General features: G+C 46.3%; 19 protein-coding genes. 11 read left to right on the top strand and 8 right to left on the bottom strand.

Annotated features, from left to right (window positions below):
- Positions 1–118 precede the first annotated feature (118 nt).
- The 9 genes from DD616_RS13400 to gloA all read left to right on the top strand — a co-directional run bounded on the left by DD616_RS13400 (position 119) and on the right by gloA (position 7,999).
- Positions 119–826, top strand: coding sequence for a 4'-phosphopantetheinyl transferase family protein (locus tag DD616_RS13400; protein ID WP_010318462.1), 708 nt, complete (start codon positions 119–121; stop codon positions 824–826).
- Between the two features lie 157 nt (positions 827–983).
- Positions 984–1,565: an electron transport complex subunit RsxA gene (rsxA, locus tag DD616_RS13405; protein WP_010318463.1), complete on the top strand. Its 582-nt coding sequence runs from the start codon at positions 984–986 to the stop codon at positions 1,563–1,565.
- 1 nt (position 1,566) lies between these two features.
- The gene (rsxB, locus tag DD616_RS13410) at positions 1,567–2,154 is read left to right on the top strand and encodes an electron transport complex subunit RsxB (RefSeq protein WP_013857280.1); all 588 of its coding nucleotides are present in this window, start codon (positions 1,567–1,569) and stop codon (positions 2,152–2,154) included.
- 8 nt (positions 2,155–2,162) lie between these two features.
- A complete protein-coding gene (gene rsxC / locus DD616_RS13415) occupies positions 2,163–4,373 on the top strand; it encodes an electron transport complex subunit RsxC (protein WP_208871789.1) in 2,211 nt (736 codons plus the stop codon).
- Positions 4,373–5,419: an electron transport complex subunit RsxD gene (gene rsxD, locus DD616_RS13420; RefSeq protein WP_013857282.1), complete on the top strand. Its 1,047-nt coding sequence runs from the start codon at positions 4,373–4,375 to the stop codon at positions 5,417–5,419. The genes rsxC and rsxD overlap by 1 nt, the downstream gene beginning before the upstream one ends.
- Before the next feature lie 8 nt (positions 5,420–5,427).
- Positions 5,428–6,066 carry an electron transport complex subunit RsxG gene (gene rsxG / locus DD616_RS13425; RefSeq protein WP_170894811.1) on the top strand — a complete coding sequence of 213 codons (639 nt, stop codon included), beginning with the start codon at positions 5,428–5,430 and terminating at the stop codon, positions 6,064–6,066.
- Positions 6,059–6,751, top strand: coding sequence for an electron transport complex subunit E (locus DD616_RS13430; protein WP_010318468.1), 693 nt, complete (start codon positions 6,059–6,061; stop codon positions 6,749–6,751). Before rsxG ends, DD616_RS13430 begins: the two co-directional genes overlap by 8 nt.
- Positions 6,752–6,778: 27 nt before the next feature.
- Positions 6,779–7,414: an endonuclease III gene (gene nth / locus DD616_RS13435; protein WP_010318469.1), complete on the top strand. Its 636-nt coding sequence runs from the start codon at positions 6,779–6,781 to the stop codon at positions 7,412–7,414.
- A 168-nt stretch (positions 7,415–7,582) separates the two neighbouring features.
- Positions 7,583–7,999: a lactoylglutathione lyase gene (gloA, locus tag DD616_RS13440; protein WP_013857285.1), complete on the top strand. Its 417-nt coding sequence runs from the start codon at positions 7,583–7,585 to the stop codon at positions 7,997–7,999.
- 107 nt (positions 8,000–8,106) lie between these two features.
- Here gloA and motY read toward each other — a convergent pair whose 3' ends face one another.
- The gene (gene motY / locus DD616_RS13445; RefSeq protein ID WP_013857286.1) at positions 8,107–8,988 is read right to left on the bottom strand and encodes a flagellar protein MotY; all 882 of its coding nucleotides are present in this window, start codon (positions 8,986–8,988) and stop codon (positions 8,107–8,109) included.
- Positions 8,989–9,190: 202 nt separating this feature from the next.
- Here motY and rnt point away from each other — a divergent pair, with 202 nt between their 5' ends.
- Together rnt and DD616_RS13455 are read left to right on the top strand one after the other, a co-directional pair.
- Positions 9,191–9,850 (top strand): ribonuclease T, encoded by a 660-nt coding sequence (gene rnt / locus DD616_RS13450; protein ID WP_094147111.1) that lies wholly within the window; start codon positions 9,191–9,193, stop codon positions 9,848–9,850.
- A 21-nt stretch (positions 9,851–9,871) separates the two neighbouring features.
- A complete protein-coding gene (locus DD616_RS13455; RefSeq protein WP_017048031.1) occupies positions 9,872–11,197 on the top strand; it encodes a Na+/H+ antiporter family protein in 1,326 nt (441 codons plus the stop codon).
- Positions 11,198–11,279: 82 nt separating this feature from the next.
- Here DD616_RS13455 and purF read toward each other — a convergent pair whose 3' ends face one another.
- The 7 genes from purF to DD616_RS13490 form a co-directional block, all read right to left on the bottom strand.
- Complete coding sequence (gene purF, locus DD616_RS13460; RefSeq protein WP_013857289.1) at positions 11,280–12,794, bottom strand: amidophosphoribosyltransferase; 1,515 nt, start codon at positions 12,792–12,794, stop codon at positions 11,280–11,282.
- 33 nt (positions 12,795–12,827) lie between these two features.
- On the bottom strand, positions 12,828–13,319 hold the full coding sequence (locus DD616_RS13465) for a CvpA family protein (protein WP_013857290.1): 492 nt from the start codon (positions 13,317–13,319) through the stop codon (positions 12,828–12,830).
- A gap of 61 nt (positions 13,320–13,380) precedes the next feature.
- Positions 13,381–13,926, bottom strand: coding sequence for an SPOR domain-containing protein (locus DD616_RS13470; RefSeq protein WP_208871790.1), 546 nt, complete (start codon positions 13,924–13,926; stop codon positions 13,381–13,383).
- Positions 13,927–15,192 (bottom strand): bifunctional tetrahydrofolate synthase/dihydrofolate synthase, encoded by a 1,266-nt coding sequence (folC, locus tag DD616_RS13475; RefSeq protein ID WP_094147114.1) that lies wholly within the window; start codon positions 15,190–15,192, stop codon positions 13,927–13,929. It lies immediately after the preceding gene.
- 44 nt (positions 15,193–15,236) lie between these two features.
- Entirely contained in the window at positions 15,237–16,163 is a 927-nt protein-coding gene (accD, locus tag DD616_RS13480) for an acetyl-CoA carboxylase, carboxyltransferase subunit beta (RefSeq protein WP_017043471.1), read from the bottom strand.
- Between the two features lie 175 nt (positions 16,164–16,338).
- Complete coding sequence (truA, locus tag DD616_RS13485) at positions 16,339–17,133, bottom strand: tRNA pseudouridine(38-40) synthase TruA (protein ID WP_026027499.1); 795 nt, start codon at positions 17,131–17,133, stop codon at positions 16,339–16,341.
- 171 nt (positions 17,134–17,304) lie between these two features.
- Positions 17,305–18,090: FimV C-terminal domain-containing protein (locus DD616_RS13490; protein WP_306307609.1), on the bottom strand; the 786-nt coding region annotated here is incomplete at its 5' end.

Consider the following 18,090-nt stretch of genomic DNA (forward strand, 5'->3'; position numbering starts at 1 on the left):
CCTAGACATCAACACTTTGTTTTTGACTGGGGGAGTGATTTTTCACTCAATCTGAGATAAACGTCACCACGCAGGCGACGCATCGAACAAGTTCACTCACTCGATAGGTAAAATAGGCATGCTCATCATTCCAAACTGGCCATCTTTCATCCAATACCACCAGCTTGAAGTGAAGTATCTGCCTGAATACAAAAATAAACTTGAAGAGCAAGGGATCTCCCTGCCCTCTTCTTTAAACCAAGCCGTGCTAAAGCGCCACTGTGAATTTTTAGCTGGCAGGATGTGTGCAAAACACTGCCTAACCAAACTGGATCAATCACAGTCGCTAACGTTAGAGATTGGCAAGGGGAACCAAGCGGTTTGGCCGCAAAATATCGTAGGCTCAATATCCCATTGCCATGGCTACGCTATCGCAGCCGCCACTCACCAGACTCAAGCGTGTGCCGCTCTTGGTATCGATATTGAACAACTCATACGAGATGAATGGCTCAGTGATATTCGCCAGCAAGTCATGACACCCGCAGAGCACATTTTTGCTCATCACTTTGCCCAATTAGCGAGCTTTATTACGTTGATTTTTTCCGCGAAGGAATCGATTTATAAAGCCATTTATCCATGGGTTGAACAGGTTCTTGATTTTCACGTGGTAGAACTGATCCATGTTGACAAACACGCCAAACGACTCATTTTTCAGATTCACACTGATCTTCATCCTTTTTTAAATCCATCATACACAATCAGCGTTGGTTACCACTGGCCTGACAGTGAGTATGTACTGACTTGGTGTTATTTAAGTCAAGCCCATTTTTCGACACATAAAAAATAGCCGGCTGACACTGCTTTATAACGCCCCATATCAACCTAATACTGGCGTAGCAGCGTACAAAATTCCGTCAAAGGTATAAAACCTTATCTTTCCTTGGTTGTTATTCGCTTGGCAAAGCACGATAATCACCAGATCGGAACTTAAGACTTATATAACTATGACCGAATATTTTTTGTTATTAATCGGCACTGTACTGGTCAATAACTTTGTACTGGTAAAGTTTCTAGGGCTATGTCCTTTCATGGGCGTATCAAAAAAACTAGAAACCGCAATAGGGATGGGGTTAGCGACGACTTTCGTGCTAACTCTAGCGTCAGTGTGTGCGTATTTAGTAGAAAGCTATGTCCTTAAACCATTAGGTATTGAGTACTTACGCACCATGAGCTTTATTTTAGTGATCGCCGTGGTGGTGCAATTCACCGAAATGGTGGTACACAAAACCAGCCCAACGTTATATCGCCTGCTCGGGATTTTCCTTCCTCTTATCACCACCAACTGTGCGGTACTTGGGGTTGCGCTTCTCAACATCAACGAAAATCATAACTTCATTCAATCCATTATTTATGGTTTTGGTGCCGCGGTTGGGTTCTCATTGGTATTGATTCTGTTTGCTTCCATGCGCGAACGCATCGGCGTAGCCGACGTACCAACGCCCTTCAAAGGGGCATCAATTGCTATGATAACCGCAGGTCTTATGTCACTCGCCTTCATGGGTTTTACAGGATTGGTGAAGTTGTAATATGAGCACAATACTCATCGCTATTCTTGCACTTGTCGCATTGGCCGCTGTGTTTGGCGCTATCTTAGGTTTTGCCTCTATCCGTTTTAAAGTAGAAGCCGATCCTATCGTCGATCAGATTGATGCGATTTTACCTCAGACACAATGCGGTCAATGTGGCTATCCGGGCTGTCGCCCTTATGCACAAGCCATTGCCAATGGCGATAAAATCAATAAATGCCCGCCCGGCGGCCAAGCAACCATTGAAAAATTGGCTGACTTAATGGGCGTTGAAGCCGAAGAGTCTGCGCATGATCTTGATAATAAGGTCAAAACCGTTGCCTTCATTCATGAAGATATGTGCATCGGTTGTACAAAATGCATTCAAGCTTGTCCCGTAGATGCCATTGTTGGTGGAACTAAGGCTCTGCATACCGTGATCAAGTCAGAATGTACTGGCTGTGATCTATGTGTTGCCCCCTGCCCAACGGACTGTATTGAAATGATCCCGGTAGAAACTACGACCGATACTTGGAAATGGCAAATGAACGCGATTCCTGTTGTTGATGTTACCGACTCTGCCTCACGTGCGCAGAAAAGCGTGAATTAAGGATTGGTATGTTGTCATTAATAGAACAAATCAAAGCTGGCACTCTCTGGAACTTCCCGGGAGGCATTCACCCGCCAGAAAATAAACAGCAGTCAAATCAAACGGCACTGACTCATGCCGGTATACCGCAAGAAATTGTATTGCCACTCAAACAGCATATTGGCCGAGCCGGTGATTTATTGGTCAGCGTTGGCGATAAAGTACTCAAAGGCCAACCACTAACACAATACACCTCAACCTTCATGTTGCCTGTACACGCTTCAACCTCTGGCACCATTACCGCCATTGAACCGCGCACCACGGCGCACCCTTCTGGGTTAAGTGAAATGTGTATTGTCATCACGCCTGATCAACAAGATGAGTGGGCAGTGCGCGCACCACTGGCTGATTATCGACAACACTCCCCAGAGCAATTGATTGAAATCATTCGTCAAGCTGGCATCTCTGGGTTGGGCGGCGCCGGTTTTCCTACTGCAAAAAAAATGCAATCAGGCCTCGCTCGCACTGATATTTTGATCATCAACGCCGCCGAATGTGAACCTTACATCACGGCCGATGATGTACTCATGCAGCACCATGCCGCAGAGATCATCGATGGGATCAGTATTGTAGAGCACATTCTTAGGCCCAAATTAACCATCATTGGTATTGAAGATAACAAACCTGAAGCAATTCAAGCGTTAGAAGCCGCCGCAATACATAAAGACATCGTGATCCGCGTGATCCCAACCAAATACCCTTCAGGTGGTGAAAAGCAGTTAATTAAATTGCTGACCAACCAAGAAGTGCCTGCGGGTAAAATTCCAGCCGATATTGGCTTGATGGTACAAAATGTTGGCTCTATCTACGCGATTAAACGCGCCGTCATGGATGGCGAACCCCTGATTAACCGCGTAGTCACCTTAACGGGCAATACGTTTAAACAGCCCCGGAATGTCTGGGTTTTATTAGGCACACCCGTACAATATTTACTCGAACAATTTGGCTATAAGGCAGATAAAAAATTACCGCGTCTTATCATGGGCGGCCCGATGATGGGGTTCACCCTGCCTCATTCGCAAGTTCCGATCACCAAAACCACCAACTGCATTCTGGCACCCACTCGTAAAGAGATTGCCTCTTCACAACATGAAATGGCCTGCATTCGCTGTGGTCAGTGCGCGGAAGCCTGCCCGGCCTCCTTATTGCCTCAGCAACTGTTCTGGCACGCGAAAGCGGAAGAATATGATAAGTGTGAAGAACTGAACCTCAAAGATTGCATTGAGTGCGGGGCTTGTGCTTATGTTTGCCCCAGTGAAATTCCATTGGTGCAATACTATCGTCAAGCCAAGGCCGAGATAAAAACTCGCCAGCAAGAATCAGAAGCCGCTGAACGCGCCAGAGTGCGTTTCGAAGAGAAAAAAGCACGTTTAGAACGCGATAAAGCCGATCGCGAGAATCGTTTCAAAAAAGCAGCCGATGAACGTCGTCAAGAGATGAAACACACAGGTGGCGACGATGCGATTGCAGCGGCCATTGCTCGCGTTCAAGCGCAAAAAGCACAAACAGAAAACAACCCAAGCACCGTAAAACCCGCCGTTGCTGCGGCTATTGCTCGCGCTAAAGCCAAGCAAGCCGAAGCACTGCAAGCAGGTCAAGTCGAGCCAGATAACGCTGAAATGGTTAAATTGCGCGAAGAGCGCAAACGTCAAGCTCGCGAGAAAAAAGCGCAGCAAACCAGTGCTGATGCGCCACCAGCAGAAAGTGGTGATGATAAAAAAGCGGCAGTCGCGGCTGCCATTGCTCGCGCGAAAGCGCGTAAAGCAGAACAGCAAACGGCGCCGAGTGAACCCCAGCCAACGCTTGAACCTGCACCAACTCAACCTGAGGATGCCAAAAAAGCGGCAGTCGCTGCCGCCATTGCTCGCGCGAAAGCGCGCAAAGCAGAACAGCAAACGGCTCCAAGTGAACCTCAGCCAACGCTTGAACCTGTGCCTACTCAATCTGAGGATGCCAAAAAAGCGGCAGTCGCTGCCGCGATTGCCCGCGCCAAAGCGCGCAAGGCAGAGCAGCAAACGGCGCCAAGTGAACCCCAGCCAACGCTTGAACCTGTGCCTGCTCAACCTGAGGATGCCAAAAAAGCGGCAGTCGCTGCCGCCATTGCTCGCGCAAAAGCGCGCAAAGCAGAACAGCAAACGGCACAAGCGAAAAACAATCATAATTCTGAGGAGAATAATTAGTGGCCTTTTTTATTGCCAGCTCCCCCCATGCACACAGCAAACGCAGCACATCAGAACTGATGAAATGGGTCGCCTTGTGCGCCTTACCGGGGCTTATCGCGCAAAGCTACTTCTTTGGTTGGGGTACTCTCATTCAACTGATGCTCGCTATCATCATCGCTTTGGCTTTTGAATCTGCCGTTATGCTACTGCGTAAGCGCTCACCACTGTTAGCAATCAAAGATTACAGCGCCGTGGTCACCGCTTGGCTTCTGGCCATTGCCATTCCTCCGATGTCCCCTTGGTGGGTCATCTTTATTGGCCTTATTTTTGCCATCATTATTGCAAAACACTTATACGGCGGACTAGGACAAAACCCATTCAACCCCGCCATGATTGCTTATGTGGTTTTGCTTATCTCTTTCCCTGTGCAGATGACCAGTTGGATTGCTCCAACGGAATTAGCCCCGGATCCAATCTCGTTTAGTGATGCATTTTCACTTATTTTCAGTGGCTTCAACGTAGAAGGTTTATCACTACAACAAATCCGAACGGGTATCGATGGTGTCACTATGGCCACCCCATTGGACGCCGTAAAAACCGGATTACATAACGGTGAGACTCTGCATGAAGCAATGAGCCAGCCTCAATTTAGTGGGTTAGCTGGGCTTGGCTGGGAATGGGTTAACCTTGCCTATTTAGCTGGCGGCTTATTATTGATCAAACTACGTGTGATCAACTGGCATATCCCGATTGCGGTGCTGTGTGGTTTAGTAATGGCAAGTGCTTTCACTGCGCTTATTGAACCGGGAGCAACCGCCTCACCCTTGTTTCATTTGCTCTCGGGCGCGACTATGCTCGGCGCTTTTTTCATCGCAACCGATCCAGTCACCGCTTCCACAACCGTCAAAGGTCGCTTAATTTACGGCGCATTTATTGGCATGATGATTTTCATTATCCGCAGTTGGGGAGGCTTCCCTGACGGGGTAGCCTTCGCTGTATTACTTGCCAACATGTGTGTCCCACTGATTGATTACTACACTAAACCTCGAACCTACGGGCATTAAGGAGCGCTATGTTAACCGCCATTCGCAATAACGGTTTGATTCTCGCTATCTTTGCCTGTGCTTCAACAGGTGTTGTAGCGTTAACCCAATACCTAACAAAAGATCAAATAACCAAGCAAGAGCAGGTTCAACTGCAATCGATTTTAAACCAAGTGATCCCGCACAGTTTACACGACAACGAACTGTACAAATCCTGTACACTGGTGACTGATCCTGCACTTGGTACAGACCAACCTATGCACGCTTATATTGCCACACAAAACGGTGAACCGAGTGGACTGGCTATTGAAGCCATCGCACCTGATGGCTATAACGGCGCGATCAAGGTAATTATTGGCATCAAGCACGATGGTACCATCACAGGGACTCGCGTTCTGTCTCATCAAGAAACACCGGGGTTAGGTGACAAAATAGATTTACGCGTCACTGATTGGATATTGAGCTTTACTGGCAAGCAAGTCACTGAGCAAAATATCGAGACTTGGAAAGTGCGCAAAGATGGGGGACAATTTGATCAGTTTACTGGAGCGACGATTACGCCGCGAGCCGTCGTCAAAGCGGTGAAAAATACCGCTCAGTTTGTGAATCAACATCGAGAAGCACTATTAGCACAACCTTTTGACTGTAAAGGAGCCAGCAATGAGTGATCATAAGACACTGATTAAAAACGGGATGTGGAGCAACAACCCTGCGCTCGTTCAACAACTTGGACTGTGCCCTTTACTAGCGGTTTCTTCCACTGTCACGAATGCGCTAGGTTTAGGCGTTGCGACATTGCTGGTTCTCGTCTGTTCAAATGTCACCATCTCATTAGTACGAGATTATGTCCCCAAAGAAGTCCGTATTCCTGTGTTTGTGATGATCATCGCCGCACTAGTAACTTGCGTACAACTGTTAATGAATGCCTACGCTTACGGCCTGTATCTATCGCTAGGGATCTTCATTCCTCTGATTGTGACCAACTGTATCATCATCGGTCGCGCCGAAGCATTTGCCTCAAAAAATGCAGTGTTGCCTTCAGCACAAGATGGATTTTGGATGGGCATGGGAATGACCACTATTCTGGTCATTTTGGGCGCACTGCGTGAAGTAATTGGCAATGGCACACTGTTTGATGGTGCTGATTTATTACTGGGTCATTGGGCAACCATTTTACGCATTGAGGTCTTCCATTTTGACAACAGCTTCTTGCTTGCGCTCTTGCCGCCTGGAGCGTTTATTGGTGTTGGCTTTTTGATTGCAGCTAAAAATATCATCGATAAAAATCTGGCTGCTCGCCAACCTAAAGAACAAAAGCCCGTCATAGAACGAGCACGCGTCACTAACGCTTAGCGAAATCATAAGGAAGTTTTCCAAACGATGAATAATGTCAAACGAGTCGAGATCCTCGAGCGCTTACGGGCCAATAACCCGAAGCCAGAAACCGAGCTTAAATGGAGCACACCGTTTGAGTTACTGATCTCAGTACTGCTTTCCGCTCAAGCGACTGACGTCAGCGTTAATAAAGCCACTGACAAACTTTACCCTATTGCTAATACGCCACAAGCTATCTTTGAGCTTGGCGTTGATGGGCTAAAGCAATACATCAAAACCATTGGTTTATTCAATTCCAAAGCAGAAAACGTCATCAAAACTTGCCGTATCTTATTGGATCAATACGCAGGAGAAGTGCCAGAGAGCCGTGAAGCATTAGAATCGCTGCCCGGCGTTGGCAGAAAAACGGCCAATGTGGTATTGAACACCGCTTTCGGGTGGCCAACCATCGCCGTTGACACGCATATTTTCCGTGTTTCAAATCGAACCAAGTTTGCGGTGGGTAAAAACGTTGATGAAGTGGAACAAAAGCTGCTCAAAGTCGTCCCTAAAGAATTCAAAGTTGATGTTCATCACTGGTTGATCTTACATGGTCGCTACACCTGTGTGGCAAGAAAGCCGCGTTGTGGCAGTTGTATCATTGAAGATCTTTGCGAATTCTCTGATAAAACTGACCTATAAAATTTAACCAGATCCCCAAAAGACTCAACTCTGCAAGTAGGCAGTAAGTAAACGAATTCCTTTGAACATAGATAAACTCTGTGATTGAAGTGGGTGAATATAAGCCAACATCATCGCCACAGTGGTCGGGTGGAGATAGATATTTCATCAGAAAGTTAGGAGCTCAACATGTCAAATAGTCGTATTTTGCACACCATGCTACGCGTAGGCGATTTAGAAAAATCGATCGCGTTTTACACCAAGGTCATGGGTATGCAACTGCTTCGTACTAATGAAAATACAGAATACAAATACACATTGGCATTCCTGGGTTATGGCGATGAATCTCAGGGTGCGGTGATCGAACTGACCTATAACTGGGGCACCACAAGCTATGACCTAGGCAATGCTTTTGGCCACATCGCCATTGGTGTTGAAGATGTGTATACCACCTGTGACGCGATTAAAGCAGCTGGAGGTAACGTGACCCGTGAAGCTGGCCCAGTAAAAGGCGGTACCACGCATATCGCTTTTGTGAAAGATCCTGATGGTTACATGATTGAACTTATCCAAAACAAACAAGCATCAGCAGGTTTAGAAGGATAAGCCTCTTTGCGGCATCGGCTAGTTATATAAACTAGATGCGTAAGGTTTCCCGGATAACATCACAAAAAGCAGCCTTTGAAATGGGCTGCTTTTTTACTCTAACGTTATTAGATAATTGTTCGACCCAGTGAAATAACCACACGACGGTTTTTATCTTTGCCAATGGGTGATGCATTGTCGGCAATCGGCCTGCGTTTACCATAGCCTTGCACTTGGATACGATCCTCAGGTAACCCCAGTGATTTAAAGTAATCTCTTAATACCTCAGCCCTACGCTCAGAAAGATCCTGGCTCACTCCTCGACTATCAACAGAGTCGGTATAGGTAGAAACCAACACCAAATCAATATCTTGGTTATAGCGAATATAGTCAGCAATTTGCGCAAGCCGTTTTTGCGAAGCTTTATTGAGTTGTACATTATCGCGGTCGTAATGCAGAATCGTAAATGAGATATCTTCAAAACTGTACGTCAGCAAATTGCTCACACAATCGCTAAACACGTTGTACTTCTCTTGAAAAAGAACCGACGAGAGAGCGACTTCAATGCGCTGATCTCGGCTTTGCCAATCTTGGTAGCTAAAGGTTGGATAGCGTCCTTTTTCCAATTCACTGAGTAGGCTCCAAGCGGTTTGACCACCGATGTAACCATCGAACTGTTTGAAGAATTGCAAATTGGTAATACGGTCTGCACTCTCACCCGGACGCCAACTCGGTGGTAATGACACTAAACTTACGTTGCGAGTTTCACCCATTGGACGACGCATTTTGAGTTCGAAATCGAGGTTAATCTTCTTATTCGCACGTGAAGAGAATTCAGCGTCACCGTAGTTGGGGATAGGATGGACCAAACGGCACTCTAAAGGGGTATTCGTCACCATCTGCCACGTAGACTGCTGTGGTGTTGCCACATAACGCTTATCCATCGCCATAGGGGCAAAGGATGTCAGTATGCTGGTCATCACAATAGTGGCAGTAACCCATTTATTCATAACGATTTTATTCTCCGAGCGATACTACAACGATGGCGGAAAATTGCCGCTTCGCTTTCTATTGACTAAGTTAATGCAAAAATCTAGCCACATCACCGCACTATCCAACGCATAGTGAAACCTGCATTTATTAACGTGTTTGGTTTTTATCGTAGAAAGAATCTGTAATAATGCCAGCCCTGTCACACAACCAAGAGCTAGCATGACTGAAGTAAATGAAGCATTGACACTGAGAAAGCGTTTCCGCGGTTATTTTCCCGTCGTCATCGACGTCGAAACAGCCGGTTTCAATGCAAAGACCGATGCACTATTAGAAATCTGCGCGATTACGTTGCGTATGGATGAACAAGGTGATCTGCACCCAGCATCGACGATTCACTTTCATGTTGAGCCTTTTGAAGGTGCCAACCTTGAAAAAGAGGCGCTTGAGTTTAATGGCATTCGTGACCCATTTAGCCCATTACGCGGTGCCGTCAGCGAAGCCGAAGCACTTAGAGAAATTTATAAGCTAGTCCGAAAAGAGCAACGCGACAATGACTGTAGCCGCGCGATCATGGTGGCGCACAATGCTACCTTTGACTTAAATTTCGTGATGGCAGCCAGTGAACGCTGCAAGCTAAAACGAGTCCCTTTCCACCCTTTTGCGACTTTTGATACCGCCGCGCTAAGTGGTTTAGCCTATGGCCAAACCGTTTTGGCCAAAGCGTGCAAATCCGCAGGGATGGAATTTGACAATAGAGAAGCGCATTCAGCGCTATACGATACGCAAAAAACAGCCGAACTTTTTTGCGGTATCGTCAACAAATGGAAGGCCCTTGGCGGATGGCCACTTGTTGAACCTTCAGAAAACAATAACAAGTAAACACAACTAACCGAGAAATATATGAATCCTGTAGTAATTTCTGTATGCATCATGCTGCTTCTTGCGCTGATGCGGGTCAATGTCGTCGTCGCACTGACATTTAGTGCGATCGTCGGTGGTTTAGTTGCAGGGATGAGTTTAAATGACGCTGTTTCTGCATTTGAAAGTGGCTTAGGCGGCGGTGCAACCATCGCACTAAGTTATGCGATGCTAGGCACCTTTGCCGTCGCGATTTCTAAATCTGGTATTACTGACTTACTGGCGCAAAACGTGATTAAGCGTATCCATGGCAAAGAGCATGGCGCGGCCACCACAGGTTTGAAGTATGCAGTTCTGGTCGCGCTGGTTCTAGTTACCATGTCATCGCAAAATATCATTCCTGTCCATATCGCCTTTATTCCGATTTTAATTCCACCTCTATTGGGCGTCTTTGCCAAGCTGAAGCTTGACCGCAGGCTGATTGCTTGCGTGCTCACTTTTGGCCTTATCACGCCCTATATGGTCTTGCCTGTCGGCTTTGGTGGGATTTTCCTCAATAACATCTTACTCAAGAATTTACGCGATAATGGCCTTGAAAACGTAACGGCAAGCCAAGTGCCGATTGCCATGCTGCTACCCGCCGCTGGGATGATTTTTGGCTTACTGGTCGCCATTTTCTTTACCTATCGTAAACCTCGCCAGTATCAAGAGACGGAACATACTGTCATTAATGCCGAACCAAAAGCGATCAACAAAAAGCATATTTTGATTGCCGCGCTCGGTATTATCACGGCACTTGCCGTACAACTGTCCACAGGTTCAATGATCATCGGCGCACTGGCTGGTTTTATGGTCTTCACTTTTGGTGGTGTGATTGCGTGGAAAGAGACGCACGATGTGTTCACCAAAGGTGTACATATGATGGCAATGATTGGCTTTATTATGATTTCAGCGGCCGGATTTGCCGCCGTGATGAAAGCCACCGGTGGCGTTGAGTCGCTCGTCGAAGCCTTATCAGTAAGCATTGGCGACAACAAAGCGTTATCTGCTTTATTAATGCTGATCGTCGGTTTGTTGGTCACTATGGGCATTGGTTCATCCTTCTCAACGATTCCAATCATCGCAACCATTTACGTGCCCCTTGCCCTCGCCTTTGGCTTTTCGCCTATGGCGACCATTGCGCTAGTGGGTACCGCTGCTGCGTTGGGCGATGCTGGCTCTCCAGCGTCAGATTCCACCTTGGGGCCAACGTCAGGCCTAAATGCGGATGGCCAGCACGAACATATTTGGGAAACGGTGGTTCCAACCTTCATCCATTATAATATTCCACTGATTGTGTTTGGCTGGATTGCGGCAATGATCCTTTAGTCAAACCCTGTTAACGAGCACAAAAAAGGCTTCCTAGATGGAAGCCTTTTTCTTTGCAGCCTATTTCGGGAGATGCGCTCGATTACGCGCCTTCGTTATGAATCTCTAGGTTGGCGAGATCTTGCTGGATTTCTCGAACCGTTTTTGCATCGTCGCTACGCATCGATTCAAGAAAATCAAGATACTGCTGATCAATATCGCCCGTGACGTATTCGCCGTTAAATACCGACGCTTCAAATTTTGCAATATCGCGGTTACCCATACCGACGGCATCCACTAAATCTTCCAAATTTTGGAAAATCAGAGCATCGGCACCAATTCGCTGCGCAATTTCATCGGCATCTCGACCATGAGCAATCAACTCGTTAGCACTTGGCATATCAATGCCATAGACGTTAGGGAAACGGATCTCAGGCGCGGCTGACACCATGTACACCTTGTTTGCACCAGAATCACGAGCCATCTCGATAATTTGCTCTGACGTAGTTCCACGCACTATCGAGTCATCCACTAGCAACACGTTTTTGCCCTTAAATTCAGAACGAATCGCATTGAGTTTACGGCGCACCGATTTTTTACGCTGTTGCTGGCCCGGCATAATAAATGTGCGGCCAACGTAGCGGTTTTTAACAAAACCTTGGCGATATGGAATATCAATCGCTTGTGCAATTTGCAATGCGATATCACACGAAGTCTCAGGAATGGGGATCACGACATCAATATCTAAGTCAGCAAATTCGTTCTTGATGCGCTCACCCAGCTTTTTACCCATTTCTACGCGCGCGCTGTAAACTGAAATTTTGTCGATAAACGAATCTGGGCGGGCGAAGTAGACAAATTCAAAAATGCATGGGTTAAGTGTTGGATTATCGGCACATTGTTTAGTAAATAGCTGGCCATCAAAGGTCGCATACACCGCTTCCCCGGGGGCAAGGTCACGCACAAAATCAAAGCCGACAGCATCTAGCGCCACCGACTCCGAAGCGGCCATGTATTCGGTACGGCCATCGACTTCACGTTTACCTAAGCAGATAGGACGAATACCATGCGGGTCACGAAACGCGATCATCCCATGCCCAATGATCATCGCGACAACAGCATAAGCACCGCGAATGGTGCGATGTACATTAGCGACAGCACGAAACACATCTTCTGCGGTTACATTGCCTCTGACTGTATCAATTTCATGCGCCAAGACGTTAAGCAGCACTTCGGAATCTGAAGTGGTATTGATATGGCGACGATCTTTTTCAAACAACTTCTGGCGTACTTCGTTGGCATTGGTGAGGTTGCCGTTATGAGCAAGCGTGATACCGAACGGGGAGTTAACGTAGAAAGGTTGAGCTTCTGAGGCACTCGAACTACCCGCAGTAGGATAACGCACATGTCCAATACCCACCGTTCCTTGAAGACGCTGCATGTGTTTTGCTTCAAAGACATCTTTCACTAAACCGTTCGCCTTACGCAGACGGAAACGATTGCTTTCTATGGTACAAATACCAGCGGCATCTTGGCCACGATGCTGCAATACCGTTAACGCGTCATAAATTGACTGGTTTACCAGCGTTGTACCCACGATTCCAACAATACCACACATGTCCTGATCCTCGATTTGCGACAGTAACTGGCGCTAAATCGCGCCAGAGAGAAAACTTGATGTTGCTTGTAAGTGCTCAAAGAACGGCGCAATGATACGGCTAAATTCCGGTACCAATTGCGAGCTCTTCCACCACTCTGAATTTGGAAATGCGGTAAACGCATCCATAAAAAACAAGGCAGCTGAAACAATCAACACACCACGCAATGCTCCAAAAACAATGCCCAGTACCCGATCAGTTCCAGATAGGCCCGTTTTTTGTACCAATTGAGCAATCACATAGTTAATGATCGCTCCGACAATGAGTGTTGCAACAAACAGTGCTGCGATGGCCGCGCCATTACGAAACATGTCATCTTTGATATTTGAAAAATACACCGCAAGTTTTGCGTAGTATTGGCTGGCAATAAAAAATGCACCGAACCATATCACTAATGACAACGCTTCTTTAGCAAAGCCACGGACTAAACTGATCAATGCCGATAGGCCGATCACACTTAAAATGACAATATCTAACCAATTCATGAGTTCTACATCTTAAGTTGGCGCGCATTTTAACAGAAAAAAACGCGACGCAAACGTTTTCTTATGGGTTTAGTGGTTTAAATTTGAGCAATTGACCTTTTGCACCGGTAATTTTTTCCAGTTCTAAGAGTTGACGCTCAAGCTTGGTTTTGGAAACATCTGGGCCAATAATGATCCTAGTGAAGCCATTTTCTTGCTTAGTATGAGCTTGATAACCCCGTTTTTGCAGATCTTTAACCACGGTTTTTGCGTTTTCGGCATTCTTTAATGCCATCAACTGAATGAGCCAAGCGCTATCTTGGTAATCATTTCTTTCCGCCGTTTCTTTCACTTTCACAGCGAGTGACTTGCTCTGCGTTGCTGCGTCGCTCTGGTTAGTTTGTGCGATCACTTCCACAGGCGAATCGGGCAACGCGACTTGATCTTCAACGGGATCGAGAATTTCAAACTTCTCAACTTCGCTGTCTAATTCAGGCTTAATTGGAATGCTGGCGATATCTTCTTTGTAATGGGTCTTTTTACCATCCAATACATCAGGCAACACTATCACCCCTATCGCCACCAATATAATTGTTCCTACCAAGCGGCTCTGAAACTTACTTGCCATTTATACTCCTTTGTTCTGCCAGTGCTCTAATACTTCACCCACAGTATGAAACGACCCAACCACGATAATGACATCATTGCTATCGGCTTGTGTCATCGCGGCTTCAAAAGCGCTGACTGGGCTAGCAAACGGTTTAACGCCAGGCTCAAGGTACTGACACAGTTCATTCGCTTGCGCGGCTCTAGGGCCACTTAATGAAGCAGGATACCAAACGTTAGCGATTGATTTCAGTTGATGAAGCGTGGCCTTCACATCTTTATCATGCAGCATGCCAATCACCACATGGACCTTTTTGTGTGCGTAACGCTGTTTGAGCTGCGCCACCAAATATTCGGCCGAATGGGGATTATGTGCAACATCAAGAATGATTTCTGGGCTATCACTGATTTTTTGCATCCGCCCAGCAAGTGTTGCGTTGCTAAGCCCATTGACGATATTGACATCACTCACAACTAAACCGGAGCAGCCGAGTGCCATTAATGCCGTAGCCGCATTAGGCAAGGGCAAGCGAGGGAGCGGTAAATCAGATAACTCAAATGGACCACTTCGCCAATTCCACGTTGTTTCAGAGGCCAGTTCATAGGAAAACTGAATACCGACTTGGTACATCTCCGCACCAATATCATCGGCATGCGCTGCAACCGTTGGTGGTGGCTTAGGCTGGCCGCAAATGGCGGGTTTACCTGCGCGATAAATCCCCGCTTTCTCATAGCCAATAACATTGATGTCATCGCCGAGCCAATCCACGTGATCAATCGCCAAGCTGGTGATCACAGAAACATCGTGATCCACGATATTGGTCGCATCAAGTCGGCCACCTAGCCCAACTTCCAATAAAATGACATCCACCGCTTGCGTTTGAAATAAACGCAGCGCCGCCAATGTACCGAACTCAAATAGGCTTAGACTGATGTCACCCCGTTGCGCTTCAACAAAAGCGAAGGCTTGCGTATGCTGTTCATCGCTGAGCTCAAGCGCATTAATACGCACGCGTTCGTTATAACGGATAAGATGAGGTGAGCTATAAACGCCCACGCGATAACCTGCATCCAATAAAATGGCTTCCATTAATGCACAGGTCGAGCCTTTGCCATTCGTTCCAGCCACGGTAATTACGGTAGGTGCAGGTTTAATAAGATTCGCTTTTTGAGCCACAGCTTGAACACGATCCAAGCCAAGGTCGATAGCGGAGGTATGAATATTCGCTAAATAATCAAGCCACATCGCAAGAGAGGATGTGGCTTGTGGGATAAGGTTTTGAGTCATCTAACGTTTATAACCATTAAGCAGTTAGTGTGTTAGTGCCTACTTTACCCTTTTTCGTGCGCTTCTGGTACAGCGTAATCAGGTTCAGTCGGTGAATCGTCAACAGAAACGACCAATGGTGAGCTGTGATTGGTCAATTTAGCGATCAATCCACCTACGCGTTGACGCATTTCACGGCGATCGACAATCATATCAATCGCACCATGCTCAATTAGGAATTCGCTGCGTTGGAAACCTTCAGGTAGATCTTCACGTACCGTTTGTTCGATAACTCGACGACCTGCAAAACCAATCAGTGCTTTAGGTTCACCAATATTGATGTCACCAAGCATCGCTAAACTTGCCGATACGCCACCCATGGTAGGGTCCGTCATCACTGAGATATAAGGTAAGCCTTTGCTTGATAAACGTTCAAGCGCCGCACTGGTTTTTGCCATCTGCATCAATGACATTAACGCTTCTTGCATACGCGCGCCGCCACTGGCAGAAAAGCAGACCAAACCACAGTTGTTTTCTATAGCGGCATCAACAGCTCGTACGAAACGCGCACCAACGACAGACCCCATTGAACCACCCATGAAAGAAAACTCAAAAGCACAAGCAACCAAAGGCATACCCAATAGTTCGCCTTGCATCACCACAAGAGCGTCTTTCTCACCACTGCTTTTTTGAGCGGCTGAAAGGCGTTCTTTATAACGCTTTGAGTCTTTAAACTTGAGTTTATCTTGCGGCTCTAACTCGTCACCAATCTCGACACGATTCTGTTCATCAAGAAAAGTCTCTAAGCGGCGACGTGCTTTCATGCGCATGTGATGATCACATTTAGGGCACACTTCCAAGTTACGCTCAAGCTCAGCGTGATATAACACTTGCTCACAAGAAGTACATTTAGTCCAAACCCCTTCAGGGATGGATGCTTTACGCGAAGTTACGATATTGCTTTTTTCTAAAATCTTTTCAAGCCAACTCATGGAAGACCTTTACTCTTAACTCTCTCGCGTGATTGCGAAAGATACAAATTTGGGATTTATGCGTGAGGATTAAAACATATAAAATGCTTAGTGTAGACAAAAAACTGGTTGTACCTATTTTCTGGCTGTCATTTCCACACACGTCACGACTCTGTTTTGGACACTTTACGCGTTATTAGTTCAAATTATCAGCTAAAAATAGCGGCCCAAGCGACTCTTTTGGTAAAGAAAATTCTTCTGGATAATCAACAGCAACCAAATATAATCCTTCCGCTTTGGCTGTTGCACCCGCCAGTTTTCTATCTTTGGCTTCAAGCAACCATTTTATCCATTCGGGAGGCTGCTCACCACGGCCGACAACGATGAGGCTACCGGTAATATTTCGCACCATATGATGGACAAAAGCATTTGCTTTAATGTCGATGACGACATAGTTGCCATGCCGAGTCACATTCAAATGCATGACGTTTCGCCAAGGACTATTCGATTGACAATGCACAGCGCGAAAAGAGGTGAAATCATTTTCGCCCAATAAAAGCTGCCCTGCTTGCTGCATTTTCTCAACGTCTAAATCGCCATGATAATGACTGACACCTGAAGATAATATGCCAGGGCGATAAGCATGATTATAAATGATGTAGCGATAACGGCGTGCTGTAGCCGAAAAGCGAGCGTGAAAATCGCTTGAAACCTCAGTTGCCCAACGAACAGCGATATCTTTTGGTAAATGAGCATTGACACCCATTGTCCAAGCGACCATTTTTCGGCAAGCCGTAGTATCAAAATGTATCACCTGCCCTGTGCCGTGAACCCCTGCATCGGTGCGCCCCGCACACAATACTTCAACCGGATGGTTCGCCACAACTGTGAGTGCTTTTTCTAATTCTTCTTGGACACTTTTAACGTCACGTTGTCGCTGCCAACCATAGTATTGAGAACCATTGTACTCAATACCTAAAGCGATTCTCATCATCTGATTCTCTTTGAAAATGGGTCGGGCAGTATAATCGCAATCAAAAAAAAATTCTAATCGACAAGCCATCTACCCCCGACAACTTTCAATGTGAAGTTCAGGTCATCTGCAAGTCAGAAAAGGCTATTCAATAACAACGAGGCCGTATATTCACGGCCTCGTTTGTTTTTAAGCTCGGCGATTAATGCTGTCAATCAAGGATTTCGCTTCTCGTCGAATATCATCACTACCATCAACAATGGCTTCCTCTAACAGTTTTATCGCCCCTTTATCATCGTTCATCTCGATGTAAATTTTGGCGAGGTCAAGCTTACCCGCCGCCTCAGAGTTATTGTCTACATCGATATCACCAATGTCACCAATCACATCCGGAAATTCACTTAAACCAACATCTAACTTGAGTTCTTCATCTTCAGGGCTAATCCCCTCTTCACCCTCAACTTGAGCCATTAGCTCATCGATGGTCATGTACTGGCTCTTTTGGGCTTCAAAATCATCGAGTTCATCTTGAATTCCCCAGTTTTCATCAAGAATTTGAGGCTCGTCGGTTTGGATCTCATCGTTCCAAACGGCAAGCTCTTCTTCAGGCACGTCATCTGGGATGGAAGCTTGTTGATCTGGCGTTAAATTAAAACCGTTCCAATCTTCACCGCCTACCTCTAACATTGCATCAATATTCATACCAGCACTATCAATGGTACGAGCATCTAATGGTCGATCAAAAGAGAATGGCGCAGAGGGTACACTTTCCTCATCTAGCCAATCTTTTAAGGCTTTCTCATCGAACTCCTGTTTTGAAACACTCTGCAATTGGTCTACGTCATCATCTTCTAAAAGCGACTGTTGCTCTGTTTCTAGTGCTGGTTCGTTAATTGAAGCAAGTGCATCTTCTTCACCGAATTCAGGTAAGGATTGCTCGTCAATCGCTTCAAAACTTTCTTGAGCAACAGGCTC

The organism is Vibrio anguillarum (assembly GCF_003390515.1).
Lineage (GTDB): Bacteria > Pseudomonadota > Gammaproteobacteria > Enterobacterales > Vibrionaceae > Vibrio > Vibrio anguillarum.

Coding starts and splice junctions, on each gene's coding strand:
- accD (WP_017043471.1), bottom strand. CDS start 16,163: ATGAGTTGGCTTGAAAAGATTTTAGAAAAAAGCAATATCGTAACTTCG.
- DD616_RS13400 (WP_010318462.1), top strand. CDS start 119: ATGCTCATCATTCCAAACTGGCCATCTTTCATCCAATACCACCAGCTT.
- DD616_RS13455 (WP_017048031.1), top strand. CDS start 9,872: ATGAATCCTGTAGTAATTTCTGTATGCATCATGCTGCTTCTTGCGCTG.
- rsxB (WP_013857280.1), top strand. CDS start 1,567: ATGAGCACAATACTCATCGCTATTCTTGCACTTGTCGCATTGGCCGCT.
- purF (WP_013857289.1), bottom strand. CDS start 12,794: ATGTGTGGTATTGTTGGAATCGTGGGTACAACGCTGGTAAACCAGTCA.
- truA (WP_026027499.1), bottom strand. CDS start 17,133: ATGAGAATCGCTTTAGGTATTGAGTACAATGGTTCTCAATACTATGGT.
- DD616_RS13430 (WP_010318468.1), top strand. CDS start 6,059: ATGAGTGATCATAAGACACTGATTAAAAACGGGATGTGGAGCAACAAC.
- rsxA (WP_010318463.1), top strand. CDS start 984: ATGACCGAATATTTTTTGTTATTAATCGGCACTGTACTGGTCAATAAC.
- motY (WP_013857286.1), bottom strand. CDS start 8,988: ATGAATAAATGGGTTACTGCCACTATTGTGATGACCAGCATACTGACA.
- DD616_RS13465 (WP_013857290.1), bottom strand. CDS start 13,319: ATGAATTGGTTAGATATTGTCATTTTAAGTGTGATCGGCCTATCGGCA.
- rsxG (WP_170894811.1), top strand. CDS start 5,428: ATGTTAACCGCCATTCGCAATAACGGTTTGATTCTCGCTATCTTTGCC.
- folC (WP_094147114.1), bottom strand. CDS start 15,192: ATGACTCAAAACCTTATCCCACAAGCCACATCCTCTCTTGCGATGTGG.
- rnt (WP_094147111.1), top strand. CDS start 9,191: ATGACTGAAGTAAATGAAGCATTGACACTGAGAAAGCGTTTCCGCGGT.
- gloA (WP_013857285.1), top strand. CDS start 7,583: ATGTCAAATAGTCGTATTTTGCACACCATGCTACGCGTAGGCGATTTA.
- nth (WP_010318469.1), top strand. CDS start 6,779: ATGAATAATGTCAAACGAGTCGAGATCCTCGAGCGCTTACGGGCCAAT.
- DD616_RS13470 (WP_208871790.1), bottom strand. CDS start 13,926: ATGGCAAGTAAGTTTCAGAGCCGCTTGGTAGGAACAATTATATTGGTG.
- rsxC (WP_208871789.1), top strand. CDS start 2,163: ATGTTGTCATTAATAGAACAAATCAAAGCTGGCACTCTCTGGAACTTC.